General features: G+C 77.2%; 10 protein-coding genes and 1 rRNA gene. All 11 read right to left on the bottom strand.

Going from position 1 to position 13,706, the window contains the following annotated elements; genetic code table 11:
• A partial coding sequence (gene murJ / locus J5O08_RS18975; RefSeq protein ID WP_218708465.1) for a murein biosynthesis integral membrane protein MurJ occupies positions 1 to 1,669 on the bottom strand: 1,669 nt, incomplete at its 3' end.
• Positions 1,666 to 2,622, bottom strand: a complete 957-nt coding sequence (locus J5O08_RS18970) for a hypothetical protein (protein ID WP_218708464.1) — start codon at positions 2,620 to 2,622, stop codon at positions 1,666 to 1,668. The genes murJ and J5O08_RS18970, both read right to left, overlap by 4 nt.
• Complete coding sequence (locus J5O08_RS18965; protein ID WP_218708463.1) at positions 2,619 to 3,695, bottom strand: copper transporter; 1,077 nt, start codon at positions 3,693 to 3,695, stop codon at positions 2,619 to 2,621. The genes J5O08_RS18970 and J5O08_RS18965 overlap by 4 nt, the downstream gene beginning before the upstream one ends.
• Positions 3,696 to 3,768: 73 nt before the next feature.
• On the bottom strand, positions 3,769 to 4,959 hold the full coding sequence (gene steA / locus J5O08_RS18960) for a putative cytokinetic ring protein SteA (RefSeq protein WP_218708462.1): 1,191 nt from the start codon (positions 4,957 to 4,959) through the stop codon (positions 3,769 to 3,771).
• A gap of 6 nt (positions 4,960 to 4,965) precedes the next feature.
• On the bottom strand, positions 4,966 to 6,696 hold the full coding sequence (recN, locus tag J5O08_RS18955) for a DNA repair protein RecN (RefSeq protein ID WP_218708460.1): 1,731 nt from the start codon (positions 6,694 to 6,696) through the stop codon (positions 4,966 to 4,968).
• Positions 6,697 to 6,711: 15 nt separating this feature from the next.
• Complete coding sequence (locus J5O08_RS18950) at positions 6,712 to 7,623, bottom strand: NAD kinase (protein ID WP_218708459.1); 912 nt, start codon at positions 7,621 to 7,623, stop codon at positions 6,712 to 6,714.
• A complete protein-coding gene (locus J5O08_RS18945; RefSeq protein WP_218708458.1) occupies positions 7,620 to 8,480 on the bottom strand; it encodes a TlyA family RNA methyltransferase in 861 nt (286 codons plus the stop codon). Before J5O08_RS18945 ends, J5O08_RS18950 begins: the two co-directional genes overlap by 4 nt.
• Before the next feature lie 5 nt (positions 8,481 to 8,485).
• Positions 8,486 to 8,629, bottom strand: coding sequence for a hypothetical protein (locus J5O08_RS18940; protein ID WP_168216818.1), 144 nt, complete (start codon positions 8,627 to 8,629; stop codon positions 8,486 to 8,488).
• Positions 8,630 to 8,761: 132 nt separating this feature from the next.
• Positions 8,762 to 9,814: an HAD-IIA family hydrolase gene (locus J5O08_RS18935; RefSeq protein ID WP_218708457.1), complete on the bottom strand. Its 1,053-nt coding sequence runs from the start codon at positions 9,812 to 9,814 to the stop codon at positions 8,762 to 8,764.
• Positions 9,811 to 10,746: a hypothetical protein gene (locus J5O08_RS18930; RefSeq protein ID WP_218708456.1), complete on the bottom strand. Its 936-nt coding sequence runs from the start codon at positions 10,744 to 10,746 to the stop codon at positions 9,811 to 9,813. Before J5O08_RS18930 ends, J5O08_RS18935 begins: the two co-directional genes overlap by 4 nt.
• Before the next feature lie 2,659 nt (positions 10,747 to 13,405).
• Positions 13,406 to 13,522 (bottom strand): 5S ribosomal RNA (gene rrf, locus J5O08_RS18925).
• Positions 13,523 to 13,706 lie beyond the last annotated feature (184 nt).

Here is a 13,706-nt window from a genome sequence, read left to right as displayed (position 1 = left end):
CGGCCGGGCCGTCGACCGCCGCCCCGCCGCCGGCGCCCGCCCCCGCCCCGCGCCGCAGCAGCCCGGTCAGCGTCGCCCTGTCGAGCACGGCGACCGCGCCCACGACCAGCACGACGACCACGGCCGCCCCGCCCGCCGCCGCGGCCACCGCACCCGGCACGCCCTCGGCGAGCGCCTGCACCGCGTCGACGACCCACCGGCCGGCGACGCCGGCGACCGCGCCGGCGGCGACCAGCACCGCGAGCGTCCGCGTCAGCCCCGCCACGGCCTCCGCCCCCGCGGCCGCCCGCAGGACGGCGAGCAGCGCCACCCCGGCCACGACCATCCCGATCGTGTTGCCGAGCGACAGCGCGTGCAGGGTCGCGGCGGCGTCGCGGCCGCCCGGGACCAGCACCAGGCAGGCGACCCAGGACGCGAGCGCGACGGTGACCCACCCGGCGCTGGCGGCCAGCACCGCGAGCCGACCCCGCTCGAGCGCGTACAGCGCGCGGGAGACGTGGAACACCAGCGCGAAGCCCAGCAGCCCGGGGGCGACCAGCGTCAGCGCGTCGGCGACCGAGGCGATGAGGGCGGTGTTGCCGCGCCCGATCGCCCGGAACACCGCGGTGGCGGCCGGGGCGACCGCGGCCAGCATCGCCGCGCCGGCGGCACCGGCGACGAGCACGCCCCGCGTCGTCACCGCCGCGAGCGGCGCGTAGCCGGACCGGCCCGGGCGCTGCGCCGCGGCGGCGAGCCGCGGGAACGTGCTGGTCGCGAGCGGCACCGCGAGCACCGCGTACGGCAGCAGGTAGGTCGGCTGCACCATCGTCTGCCAGGCCGACAGCGCGCCGTCGCCGCCGTAGGTCTGGGCGAGCGTGATCGTGACGAGCACGGCGGCCTGCTGCGCGACCAGCGCGCCGATGCCCGCCAGCGCCAGCCCGCGCGCCCGGGCGGCGACGCCCTCCGGGAACCGCACGGCCGGCCGCAGCCGGACGCCGGACCGCCAGACCGGGACGAGCTGGGACAGCCCCATCGCGGCCACACCCGCGGTCGTCCCCCACGCCAGCAGCGCCGCCGCCCCGTCGGGCAGCACCGCCGCCTCCTCGGCCCCGCGCGGCACCCCCGCGTCGGCGAGCAGCCAGCCGTACCCGGCGTACGCGCCGATCACGACGAGGCTCGACAGCACCGGCGCGAACGCCGGCCAGAAGAACTTCCGCTGCGCCTGCAGCACGCCGGACAGCACCACGGCGAGCCCGTACAGCGGGAGCTGGACCGCGAACACCCGGATGAAGAACGTGACGAGGTCCCGCTCGACCGCGGTGTCGACCTTCGAGAGCGCGGACAGCGGCTCGGCCGCCACGGCGAGGACGGCGCCGATGAGCACCAGGCCCCCGAGCGTCCAGCCGAGCATCCCCGACGCGATCCGGGACACGTCGTCCCGCATCCCGCGCGCCAGCGGCCCGGCGATGACCGGGATGAGCGCGCCCGCGAGGGCCCCGCCCGCGGCCACCTCGAACAGCACGTTCGGGAGGGTGTTCGCCCAGTTGTAGGCGTCGCCGACGTCGGTGAGGCCGACCGCGTTGTTGAAGACCAGCGTCCGCGCGAAGCCCAGCAGCCGGCTGACGACCGTCACGGCCGAGATCAGGGCCGCGGCGCCCGCCAGACCGGACAGGACGGCCCGGCGGCTCACCGCCCGGGCACCTCGCCCGCGGCGGCGCCGTCGCCCGGCGACCCGCCCGGGGAGCCCGGCGCGTCCGGCCCCGCCGACCCCGGCACGTGCGCCGGTCGCCGGCCCCAGGCGTCGAGCTCGCGCAGCACCGGGGTGCGGGCGATCACCTGCGTGAACGACACCTTCTCCGAGGCCACCGTGAGCGCCACGACGCCCGCGAGCAGCGCGAGCCGCACCGGCCGCGGGCAGCCCTGCACCGCGACGGTGCCGAGGACCGCGCCGACCGCGTTCGCGCCGGAGTCGCCGAGCATGTCCCGCTCGGCCAGGTCGTCGGGCAGCTCGGCGGCGGCGGCGCCCAGCACCGCGGCGGCCGGGCCACCGCCGCGCCCGCCGAGCACGCCGGCCGGCACTGCGGCGATCGCCGCGGCCTTGAGGGCGCGCCCCGGGCGCAGGTCGAGCAGGTTGACGAAGTTGGCGCTGGCCGCGATCAGCGCGCCGTCCACCGCCACGTCCGCGAGGCGGACGGCGGCCGCAGCTCCGCGGCCTTCGGGCAGCCGGTCGTGCGGCCGGCTCAGCGCGGCGGCGAGCAGCGCGCCCGCCCCGATGCCGAGCACCTTGAGGCCGCCGGTCGTGACCTCGCCGCGGGCCAGGGCGCCGAGGTGGCCGCGCAGGCCCTTGCGCACGGTGCCCTCGCGGTCCTCCGTGAGGTCGTCGACCAGGCCGAACGCCGTGGCGCTCGTGGTCGCCACGGCCAGCGCCGCGCCGTCCCGGGCGGACGGGGCGCCGACCAGGCCGCCGACGAGCACGCCCGCCGCGACCGCGGGGCCGCCGAGCAGGCTCACCGGCTCGCCGCGGTGGTTGGTGCGCTCCCAGAGGCGCGCACCGCCCGGCGGCTCGTCGTCCAGCAGGCCGCGGACGACGGTCGTGCTCACGCGCGCCGCGACGGCGGCGGCGATCCGGCGGGCGACGCTCACCCCTGCGCCCCGGCGTCGCCCGCGTCGCCTGCACCGGCGTCGCCCGCACCGGCGTCGCCGGCGCCCGCGTCCCCGGTCGCGACCGGCGTGCGGTCCGGCGGGGTCAGCGTCGTCGCGGTGGGCACGGTCGTCAGGTCGCCGCCGCGGCCGTAGTGGCCGTTCGTGCCGCCGATCCGCGCGTTCAGCGCGAGCGGCACGGACACCTGCCCGGCGGACGTGTCGCCGTCGCTCACGGTGGTGAGCGCCTCGGCGGCGGAGTCGTCGCCGAGGATCGTGGCGACCAGCGTGCCGTCCGTGACCGGGCCGTCCACGACGACCGCACCCTCGGACCGGGTCTGCGCGACCCGGGCCAGGGCGATCTGCGACTGCAGCACGGCGGCGGCCTCGTCGGCGTCCGGCGTCGCGTCGGTGGCGACCGCGTCCGGCGCGACGGTCGGGGCGACCAGCACGATCGCGTCGGCCGGCTGGCTGATCTCGCCCTCGACGGTCACGAGCGGCGAGTCGCCGGACGTCATGAACTCGAGGAGCGTCGCCGCGTCCGCGCTCAGCGCGTCGGGGTTGGCGGGGTCCGCGCCGGTGAGGCCCTGGACCAGCGCCTCGGACAGCGAGGTGTCCGCGGTGGCGTCGTCCGCGGGCTGCGGGTCGAGGTAGCTCGAGATGTTCCCGACCAGCGCCTGGCGGAACGACCGCAGGTCGGTGGACGACCAGGCCTCGTTCAGGGCCACGTTCGCGCTGACGGTGGCGCCGGCGTCGGTCAGCTGGCCCTCGATCGCGGTGAGCGCGTCGCCGTCGACCGTGCCGAGCGCGACCACGGCGACGCGGCGCTCGGCCAGCGTGCCCGAGACGAGCTCGGCGCCCGCGGCCTCGACGAACGCGTCGCTCGCGGCCAGGTCGGAGCCCGCGTCGTCGAGGTCGGAGCGCAGCTGGTCCCGCTCGCTCCGGAGCTGGTCCACCTGCCCCGTGAGGGTGTTGCCGATCGTCTCCTCGAGCGGGCCGGCGCCGAGGGCGATGCCCACCGCGAGCGCGAGGAACACCGAGATCAGCGAGACGAGGTGGTACCGGAAGTCGATCACAGCGGGAGCTCTCGATCAGGTGCCGGCGCGTGCGCGGCACGGGAGGGGGCGGGTCGGGGGGTGCGGGCGGGCGTCACGACGACCCGCTGAACAGCGACCCGAGCCAGTAGACGAAGTCGTCCCAGCGCGCCGCGGTCAGCCCGATGAGGGTCTGCCCCGCGGTCGTCGAGGCCAGGGCCACGCCGAGCGCGAGCAGGCCCGCGAGGACGAGCAGCGTCAGCTGCAGGTTGGAGATCCGGTTCCGGTACAGCCGGGACACGCCCTTGGCGTCGACGAGCTTGCTGCCGACCCGGAGCCGGGTGAGGAACGTGGAGGCCATCCCGGAGCGGCCCTTGTCCAGGAACTCGACGAGGGTGGCGTGCGTGCCGACCGCGACGATGAGCTCGGCGCCCTTGTCGTCGGCCAGCAGCATCGCGACGTCCTCGCTGGTGCCCGTCGCCGGGAACACGATGTGCGGCACGCCGAGCTGGTCGACGCGGGCGAGGCCCGGCGCGCGCCCGTCGCGGTAGGCGTGCACGACGATCTCCGCGCCGCAGCGCAGCGCGCGGTCGGACACCGAGTCCATGTCGCCGACGATCATGTCGGGCGTCCAGCCGGCCTCGAGGATCGCGTCCGCGCCGCCGTCCACGCCGACGAGCACCGGGCGGTACTCGCGGATGTAGGGGCGCAGCGTGACCAGGTCCTCCTTGTAGTGGTACCCGCGGACCACGATGAGCACCTGGCGGCCCTCGATCGTCGTCGTGATGTCCGGGACGCCCACGCCGTCGAGCAGCAGGTCGCGCTCCCGGCGCAGGTAGTCCATGGTGTTCGCGGCGAACGACTCGAGCTGGACGGACAGGCCCTCGCGCGCCGCCGCCTGGTCGGTGGCCACGGTCTGCTCGGTCTGCACCGTGCCCTCGGCGACCAGCTTGTCGCCGTCGTACACGGCGCCGTTCTCGACGCGGAGCGTGCGGCCCTCGCGGAGGGTCATCACGTCGGGCCCGAGGTCGTCGACGAGCGGGATGCCGGCGGACACCAGGATGTCCGGGCCGAGGTTCGGGTAGCGGCCCGACGTCGAGCGCGCGGCGTTGAGCACCGCGGCGGGCTTGCAGGCGGCGAGCGCCTCGGCCGACACCCGGTCGATGTCGACGTGGTCGATCACGGCGATCTCACCCGGACGCAGGCGCTTGGTCAGCGACTTGGTGCGGGGGTCGACCCGGGCGGGGCCGACGAGCTCGCCCCCGGGGGACGCGGCGGAGCGCTTACGCGAGGGCAGGAGTTTCATCGCCGTTCATCGTGCCAGATCCGCCAGCTCCAGGAGCTCCGCCGCGTGTGCGCGCGCCGTACCGGATTCCTCCTGGCCGGACAGCATCCGGGCCAGCTCGCGCACCCGGTCCTCCCCCGTGACCTCGCCCACGCCCGACGCCGTGATCGCGCCGTCCCGCGACTTGGTGACGACGAGGTGCCGGTCGGCGAACGCGGCCACCTGCGCCAGGTGCGTCACCACCAGGACCTGCGAACCCCGCGCCAGGGCGGCCAGACGGCGCCCCACCTCGGTCGCCGCGCGCCCGCCGACGCCGGCGTCGACCTCGTCGAACACGAACGTCCCGGGCGTGTGCTCCCCGCGGTCCGGCGACGTGGCGAGCGCCACCTCGAGAGCCAGCATCACCCGCGACAGCTCGCCGCCGGAGGCGCCCTTGCCGAGCGGTCGGGCCGGCGCACCCGCGTGCGGGACGAGGAGCATCTCCACGACATCTCCACCGTGCGGGCCCAGCTCCGGTGCAGGCTCGACCCGGACCTCGAGGCTGGCGCCGCCCATCGCGAGCCCCGCGAGCTCCGCCGAGACGGTCGCGGCGAGCCGCTCGGCGGCCTCGCGCCGGGCCGCGCCGATCCGGGCCGCGAGGTCGCCGAGCGTCGCGTCCAGCGCGTCCCGCTCGGCCGTGAGCTCCGCGACCTTCTCGTCGCCGTCGCCGATGTCGAGCAGCCTGCGGCCGCTCTCCTCGGCCCAGCGCAGCACCGCCGCCACGTCCTCGCCGTACGACCGGGTCAGCGACGCGAGCTCGGCACGGCGGGTCTGGGCGGCGTCGAGGCGCAGCGGGTCGGCCTGCAGGTCCTGCAGGTACGACGACAGCTCGGTGGCGGCGTCCGCCAGCAGGTAGCCCGCCTCCGCCACCCGGTCGCGCAGCTCGGCGAGCCGGGCGTCGTGGCCGCCGGCGCCGTCCAGCAGCCGGCGCGCGTGCTCGACGAGCCCCGCCGCGTTCGCGCTCTCGTCCGGGGCGTCCTCGTCACCGAGCAGCGCCGCGTGCGCGCCCGTGGCGGCAGCGCGCAGGTCCTCCGCGTGCTCCAGCCGGACGATCTCCTGCGCCAGGTCCGTGTCCTCCCCCGGCTGCGGGTCGATCCGCTCGACCTCGGCGAGGCCCAGGCGCAGCAGCTCGGCCTCGCGGGCGAGGTCCTGGCGCCGGGCGGTCAGGTCGTCGATCGTCGCCTGCAGCCGTGCGCGCTCCGCCCACGCCTGCCGGTACTCGGCGAGCAGGGCGGCGTGCGCCGCGCCCGCGAACGCGTCCAGCGCCTCCCGCTGGTGCTGCGGCGAGCGCAGCCGGGCCTGGTCCTGCTGGCCGTGCACGGTGATGAGCTGCTCGGCGAGCTCGCCCAGCACGGCCTGCGGGACGGACCGGCCGCCGAGGTGCGCGCGGGACCGGCCCGGCGTGCCGTCGGTCGCCGCCTGCACCGTGCGCACCAGCAGCAGCCCGCCGTCGTCGTCGACCGCCGCCCCGGCCTCCTCGGCCCGCTCCAGCACCGGCGACCCGTCCGGCACGACGACGCGGCCCTCGACGACCGCCGTGGACGCGCCGGTCCGCACCGTCGCCGGGTCGGCCTTGCCGCCGAGCAGCAGGTTCAGCCCGGTCAGCACCATCGTCTTGCCCGCGCCGGTCTCGCCCGTCAGGACCGTGAGCCCGGGGTGCAGCCGGATCTGGGCGCCGGTGATGACGCCCAGGTCACTGATCGTGATCTCCTCGAACACGCGCGCGTCCGCTCCTCAGTCCTCGTCGGCCGGCGCGCGGGTGGCACCGGTCCGGTCGCGCGCCGGGGTGTCCGTCGCGCGCCCCCGCCATCCGACCACGGGAAGCGCGAACTTGTTCACCAGCCGGTCCGTGAACGGCGCCGGCGTCAGCCGTGCCAGCCTGACCGGGACCGGCGACCGGCGCACCTCGACACGGGAGCCCGCGGGCACCTCGATGCGCCGCCGGCCGTCGCACACCAGCACCGCCGGGGACGGCGACCGGGTCAGCACCTCGACCGCGATCACGCTGCGCGGGCCGACGACCAGCGGGCGCGCGAACAGGGCGTGCGCCGACAGCGGCACGACGATCAGGCTGTCGACCTCCGGCCAGACCACGGGCCCGCCGGCCGAGAACGCGTGCGCGGTCGAGCCGGTGGACGTCGCGAGCACGACGCCGTCGCAGCCGAAGCTCGACAGCGGGCGGTCGTCCACCTCGAGCACGACCTCGACCATGCGGGCCGGCTCCGCCTTCTCCAGCGCGGCCTCGTTGAGCGCCCAGCCCGTCACCGGGTCGCGGCGGCCGGGCACCTGGACCTGCACCTGCAGCGTCGTGCGCTCCTCGACGGTGTAGTCCCCCGCCGCGATCCGCCGCACCGCCTCCTTGATGTCGTCCCGCTCGCTCTCCGCGAGGAACCCGACGTGCCCCAGGTTGATGCCGAGCAGCGGGACGCCGGCGCCGCGCGCGAGCTCCGCGGCGCGCAGGATCGTGCCGTCGCCGCCGAGGATCATGGCCAGCTCGATGTCGTGGAACGCCATGCCGGGGACGTCCTCGCCCGCGAGCACGGGCGTGAAGCCGGCGGCCTCCAACGCGGCGGCGGCCTCCTCGGTGGCCGTGACGGCCTCCGCCCGGCCGCTGTGCGTGACGACCAGGACCCGCCTGCTGGTCATGCGCCCTCCTCCTGCTCGGTGACGACGGCCCGGACCCGGGCCGCGAGGGCGTCGCCGGTGAGGGCGGCGCCGGTGTCGTGCGTGCGGGGTGCGCCTGTGGCTGCGTCGGAGTCGCGGCGCAGCCGCAGGAAGTACTCCACGTTGCCGCTCGGCCCCGGGAGCGGGCTGCGCGCCACGCCGACGACGGCGAGCCCGTGCCGCTCCGCGGTCGCGGCGACGGCCAGCACCGCCTCCGCCCGCTGCTCGGCGCTGCGCACCACCCCGCCGGAGCCCAGCCGCTCCCGGCCGACCTCGAACTGCGGCTTCACCATGAGCAGCAGGTCCGCGCCGGGCGCCGCCACCGCCGAGAGCGCGGGCAGCACCAGGGTCAGCGAGATGAAGGAGAGGTCCGCCACCACCAGGGCCGGCGCCGGGTCGACGTCCGCCGGGGTCAGGTACCGGACGTTGACCCCCTCGCGCACCTCGACCCGCGGGTCGGCGCGCAGCCGGTCGACGAGCTGGTCGTGACCGACGTCCAGCGCCAGCACCCGCCGGGCGCCGCGGCGCAGCAGCACGTCGGTGAACCCGCCCGTGCTCGCGCCGGCGTCCAGGCAGTCGCGGCCCTCGACCTCGACGTCCTCGAACGCCTCGAGCGCGCCGAGCAGCTTGTGGGCGCCGCGGGACGCCCAGTCGTCGGCGGGCGCGCCGGCGCGGTCCGGCTCGACCCGGGCGCACTGGTCGTCGCCGAGCGGGGCCGCCGGGCGGCGCACGGGGGCGCCGTCGACCGTCACCCGGCCGGCCGCGATCAGCTCGGCCGCGTGCTTCCGTGACCGGGCGAGACCGTCACGGACCAGGGCGGCGTCGACACGCGTCGGCACCCGCCTCAGCCCTCCGCGTCGGCGAGCCGGTCCTGCAGGGCCGTGTGCACGGCGTCGAACACGGCGAGCTGCTCACGCAACGTGAGCTCGGTGACCTCGGTCAGGCGCACGACCGCCTGGTCCACCGCCTGGTCGCCCGTCGGCTCCACGGCTCCACTCCCCACTCCGCCCGCGGCGGCTGCCGCCAGCTCGCGACGGACCGGCCTGCCGGCCCCGTCGCGTCCCCCTGGCTGGTTCTCCACGTGTCCTGGTGCTGCTGCTCCCCTGCGCTGCCGGCCAGGTTACCGGCCGGCGCCCACGCCCGCGGCGTCCTCCGGGGTGACACGCAGGTCCGGAACCGTCGACTCGTCCAGGTGGTCGCCCGCGTCCACGGCCGCCCACGCCGCGGCGCAGGCCGCGCGCACCAGGTCGACCCCGGCGGGCAGGTCCCCGCCGAGCTCCAGCCGGCCCCCGGCGACCCGGGCCGCGGCGGCCCCGCAGGCCCACCAGCCCCCGGCCGCCTGGACCGGCTCCGGGTGCGGCACCAGCAGGCCGCCGAGGTCCGCCGCGATGTAGTGCGGGCGCAGGCCCGCGGGCGCGAGCACGTCGTCGCGCGCGGTGCTCACGCCGGTCAGCACGTGCAGCCCCGCGAAACCGCCCGTGCGGGCGCCCGCCAGGTCGGTGTCCAGGCGGTCTCCCACGACCAGCGCCGCGCGGGCACCGTGCCGCTCGACCGCTATCTCGTACATCGTCGACGCCGGCTTACCCGCGCTGTCCGGGACCACGCCCGTCGCCGCCTGCACCGCGCCCACGAGCGCACCGTTGCCCGGCGCGAAGCCCCGGGCGGTCGGCAGGCTCTTGTCGAGGTTGCTCGCGACGAACCACGCGCCGCCCGCCACCGCGTACGCGGCCTCGGCGAGCTGCGCCCAGCCGAGCTCCGGGGCGAAGCCCTGGGCGACGGCCTCCGGCTGCTCGTCCGCGGACGAGACCACCTCGAAGCCCGCCTCGCGCACCGCGGTGACCAGGCCCGCACCGCCGACCACGAGCACCTTCGCGCCCGGCTGCAGGCGGGTCGCCAGCAGCGCCGCGCAGGCCTGCGCCGCGGTCAGCACGTCGCCCGGCTGCGTCGGGATGTCCAGCGAGGTGAGCTGGTCCGCGACCGACTCCGGCTCGCGGGAGGCGTTGTTGGTCACGAACACCAGGCGCATGCCGGCCGCGCGGGCGCCCGCGAGCCCGGCGGCGGCGCCGTCGATGGGCTCGTGGCCGCGGTACGCGACGCCGTCCAGGTCGACCAGGGCCAGGTCGTAGGCCTCGGCGAGCGGGGTGGCGCTGCCGAGGAGCCGTGCGTGGGTCACTCGTCCTCCGTGTCCTCGTCGCCCGTGGGGGCGGCGTCGGGGGTGTCGGGGGTGTCGGCCGGGGTGGCGCCGGCGGCGTCGGCCGGGGACTCCGCGGCGGTCGCGTCGGCGTCGGTCTCGGCGTCGTCGGACTCGGCGTCGGGAGCGCCCTCGTCGAGGTCCGCAGCGTCGGACCCGTCGAGGTCGTCGGACTCGTCGCCCGCCACCTCGGCGCCGTCCTCGGCGTCGTAGTCGTGACCGCCCTCGTCCCCGTCCTCGTCGAGGTCGAACACCACGACGTCGTCGTCCTCGTCCGTGCCCTGCACCTGCGCGAGCAGGGCGGCGGGCACCGTCGACTCGGCCTCGTCGGCCTCGGCGCCACGACCGGCGGCACGCAGCGCATCCGCCCGAGCCTGCACCACGCGCGCCGCGAGCAGCGTGCGCACGGGACCCGAGCCGATGCCGGACAGCGCGGCGATCGCCGCGTCCGGGTCGCCCATGTCGAGGCGCGCCCCGCTGACCACCATGGCCAGCTCGACCCGCGTCGTCGTGTCCAGGTCCTCGGCCTCGGGAGAGGCGGCCAGCGCGATCGCGCGCTCCGGGCGGCCGAGGCCGCGCTCGCAGTCCGCCATCACGGCCAGGTGCTCCGACGAGCCGTTCAGCCGGCGCACCGTGCGCAGCTCCCGCAGCGCCTCCGCGAACCGACCGGTCCGGTACGCCGCCAGGCCGGCGGCCTCACGCACCACGTCCACCCGGCCGCCGTGCCGCACCGCCGCCTGGGCGTGCTCGTAGGCGAGCTCGGGGTCCTGGTCGATGAGCCGTCCGGCCATCACCAGGTGCCGGCCCACCGCCCACGCGTTGTCCTTGCTCAGCGTGCGCAGCCGGGCCCGGACCTCGCGGTCGAGCATGCTGAACTCGACGTCCTCGGGGATCTCCGGGCCGTACTCGCGCACCGACTGCGGCGGGCGGCTCGGACGGCGGTCGTCGCCGTCGTGCCGGGGGCCGCGGTCACCACGGTCGAACCCGCGGCCGCCGTCGCGATCGCCCCGGTACCCGCCGCGCTCGCCGCGGTCCTGGCCGTCGCGCGCGCCGCGGTACCCGCCGCGGTCGTCGCGCTGGTAGCCGCCGCGGTCGTCCCGCCGGTGGCCGCCCGACGCACCCTGGCCCGCGTCGCGGCCGCCGCGGTAGCCCCCGCGGTCGTCGCGCTGGTAGCCGCCCCGGTCACCCCGGTCGTCACGGCGGTAGCCACCACGATCCTGACCCTGCGATCCGGTGCGGTCGTCGCGCCGGTACCCGCCGCGATCCTGACCCTGCGATCCGCCGCGGTCGTCGCGTCGGTAGCCGCCGCGGTCACCGGACGCCGACGGCGCGCCGTCCCGGCCGCCCCGGTAGCCGCCGCCCTGCTGGGCGCCGCGGTCCGAGCGGTAACCGCCCCGGTCACCGCCGGCCGCGCCCGCGCCGCCGTCGCGACCGCCGCGGTAGCCGCCGCGGTCATCGCGCTGGTACCCGCCGCGGTCGTCCCGACGGTAGCCGCCCCGGTCACCGCCGGCCGCACCCGAGCCGGAGTCGCGACCGCCGCGGTGGCCGCCGCGGTCGTCACGCTGGTAGCCCCCGCGGTCCGAGCCGGCCGAACGGTCCCCGCGGTACCCGCCGCGGTCCGAGCCGGCCGGACGGTCGCCGCGGTACCCGCCGCGCTCGCCGGAGGGACCGTCGCCGCGCGCGGGTCCGCCGGGACGCGAGGCGCCGCGGTCCGAGCGGTAGCCGCCCGTCCGCTCGCCGCCCTCGGCGTCGCGTCGGTAGCCGCCCGCGCGCGGGGCGGAGCGGTCGTACCCGCCGGAGCGCCGGTCTCCCTGCTGGCCGCGGCCGTAGCCGCCCTCGCGTCGCTCGCTGCGGTACCCGCCGCGCTCGCCGTCCCGCGCGGGGCCACGGTCGGACCGGAAGCCGCTGCGGTCCGCGGGGTACCCGCCGGAACGCTCGGGACGCGCACCACCCCGCTCCGGGCGGGCGCCGCCCCGGTCGGCGCCGTACCCACCCGAGCGGTCGGAGCGTGCCCGAACGTCACGGTCGCCACGATCCGACCCGTAGCCGCCGGCACGACCGCCGCGGTCCGCGCGGTAGCCGCTGGAGCGGTCGCCACGATCCGACCCGTAGCCGCCGGACGGGCCGCCGTCGCGCGCCGGGCCGCGGTCCGAGCGGTACCCGCCCGAGCGCTCGCCCTCACCACGACCGGACGGACGCCGGTCCCCGGCCGAGCGGCTGTCGCGCGCGCCACCCTGGGGACGCTGCCCGCCCTCGGACCGAGGACGGTCGCCGGCGGACCGGCGGTCGCCACCGTAGCCGCGCGCGCCCTCGTCCCGGCGGTCCGTGCGCGCGTCACGATCGCCGGCCCGCGCGGAGCTCCCCCGCGCGCCGGCGGTACCGCTCTGCTCGACGGCCGACCGCCACCCGCGCTCGTCGCCGCCGCTGCGCCGCTGCCCCGCGACCCGAGGGGCGCGCGACGGGCGCTCGCCGTCGGTGGAGCGCGCGGCGCCCCGGTTGCCGTACCGGCTGACGCCGCCGCTGCGACGCCCGCCCTCGTCCGCCGAACGCGTCCCGCGCTCGTCGCTGCTCATGTCCTGCTGCTCCTCAAGTTCGACCGCCGACCATGGTCTCATCCGCGACGCGCAGACCCCGCATCGGTCGGGCGGCAAGGCCCGAGCGGCGTGCTGCCCGCCGAGTCTCCGGACGGTGCCTCCGGCGGCGGGGATGCTCGCAGTCCACCGGCGGAGTCTCGGCGCCCGGGAACCCGGGCCACCTCCGCGCGCGCCGATGCCCGCAAGCGCACACCGCCGACGGCGCGCATCGCAGCTCACGGTCACTCTCCCCGACAGACCAGCGACCACCGACGCGACGACGGCGCCGAGCGCCCAGTAGATGCGGACTGCGACCCGATTCAGCGGACGGAACCTGCCCGCCCGGTTCGGGATCCCGAGGCGTGAGCTGTGACCAACAACGCGCCCCGCGGGGACGCGGCGCACGCCGAGATGGCAACTCTCGGCTGTCCGTTCGCGTGCGGACACAGCCGACAATTGCCATCTCGGCGGGGCGGCCGCCCACACGCGCGCTGCCGTCCGAACAAACAGCCGCGCAGCACCCGTCACCCGCGCAGCACCCGTCGAGCGGGCAGCAGCCGTCGAGCGGGCAGCAGCCGTCGAGTGGGCAATAGATGCTGCCTTCGACGCGTGGAAGGCAGCATCTAGTGCCCGGTCGGCGTCGAGACCGGACCGCGCGCGGTTCGGGTTCAGCCGCGGGGTGCTCGGGTGGGCACAGCCAGCTGGGTGCGCGGGTGGGCGGCCGGATCCGGCACGCCCCGCGGATGGGAGCGGCCGGCACAGGCACGCCCCCCGGATGGGCGCGGCCGGCAAAGGCACGCCCCCCCTGGTGGGCGCGGCCGGAGCCGGCGGGTCTTGCTGCTGGTGCGCGCGCCGCGGGCCTCGCGACGGCGCGAGGATGGCGTGCGGCCTGCGTGCGGCGACCGCAACGGACCCTGCCAGCCCACTGGTTGCGAGTCCCGGGCGTTTCTGGGGAAACAGAAAGAGCCACCCCCGAAGGGGTGGCTCTTTCTGAATTGATGTCCGGCGGCGTCCTACTCTCCCACACCCTGGCGAGTGCAGTACCATCGGCGCTGAAGGGCTTAGCTTCCGGGTTCGGAATGGGACCGGGCGTTTCCCCTTCGCTATGACCGCCGTAACTCTGTCGAACTTCTCAAACACGGGACACCCTCGGGGTTCGAGGGTGCGTGTTCGTGGTTCGGGAACCGCACAGTGGACGCGTAGCAAAAAGTATGAGTGGTGAAGTTGTCGGCTTATTAGTACCGGTCAGCTGCGGCAGTCGTTAGTCCTGCCTTCCACATCCGGCCTATCTACCCGGTGGT

This window comes from Cellulomonas sp. PS-H5, assembly GCF_019265565.1.
Classification (GTDB): Bacteria; Actinomycetota; Actinomycetes; order Actinomycetales; family Cellulomonadaceae; genus Cellulomonas.
The sequence above is the reverse complement of the archived record's forward strand: the minus strand, read 5'-3'. Positions and strand labels throughout refer to the sequence as shown.

Coding starts and splice junctions, on each gene's coding strand:
- J5O08_RS18950 (WP_218708459.1), bottom strand. CDS start 7,623: ATGACCAGCAGGCGGGTCCTGGTCGTCACGCACAGCGGCCGGGCGGAG.
- steA (WP_218708462.1), bottom strand. CDS start 4,959: ATGAAACTCCTGCCCTCGCGTAAGCGCTCCGCCGCGTCCCCCGGGGGC.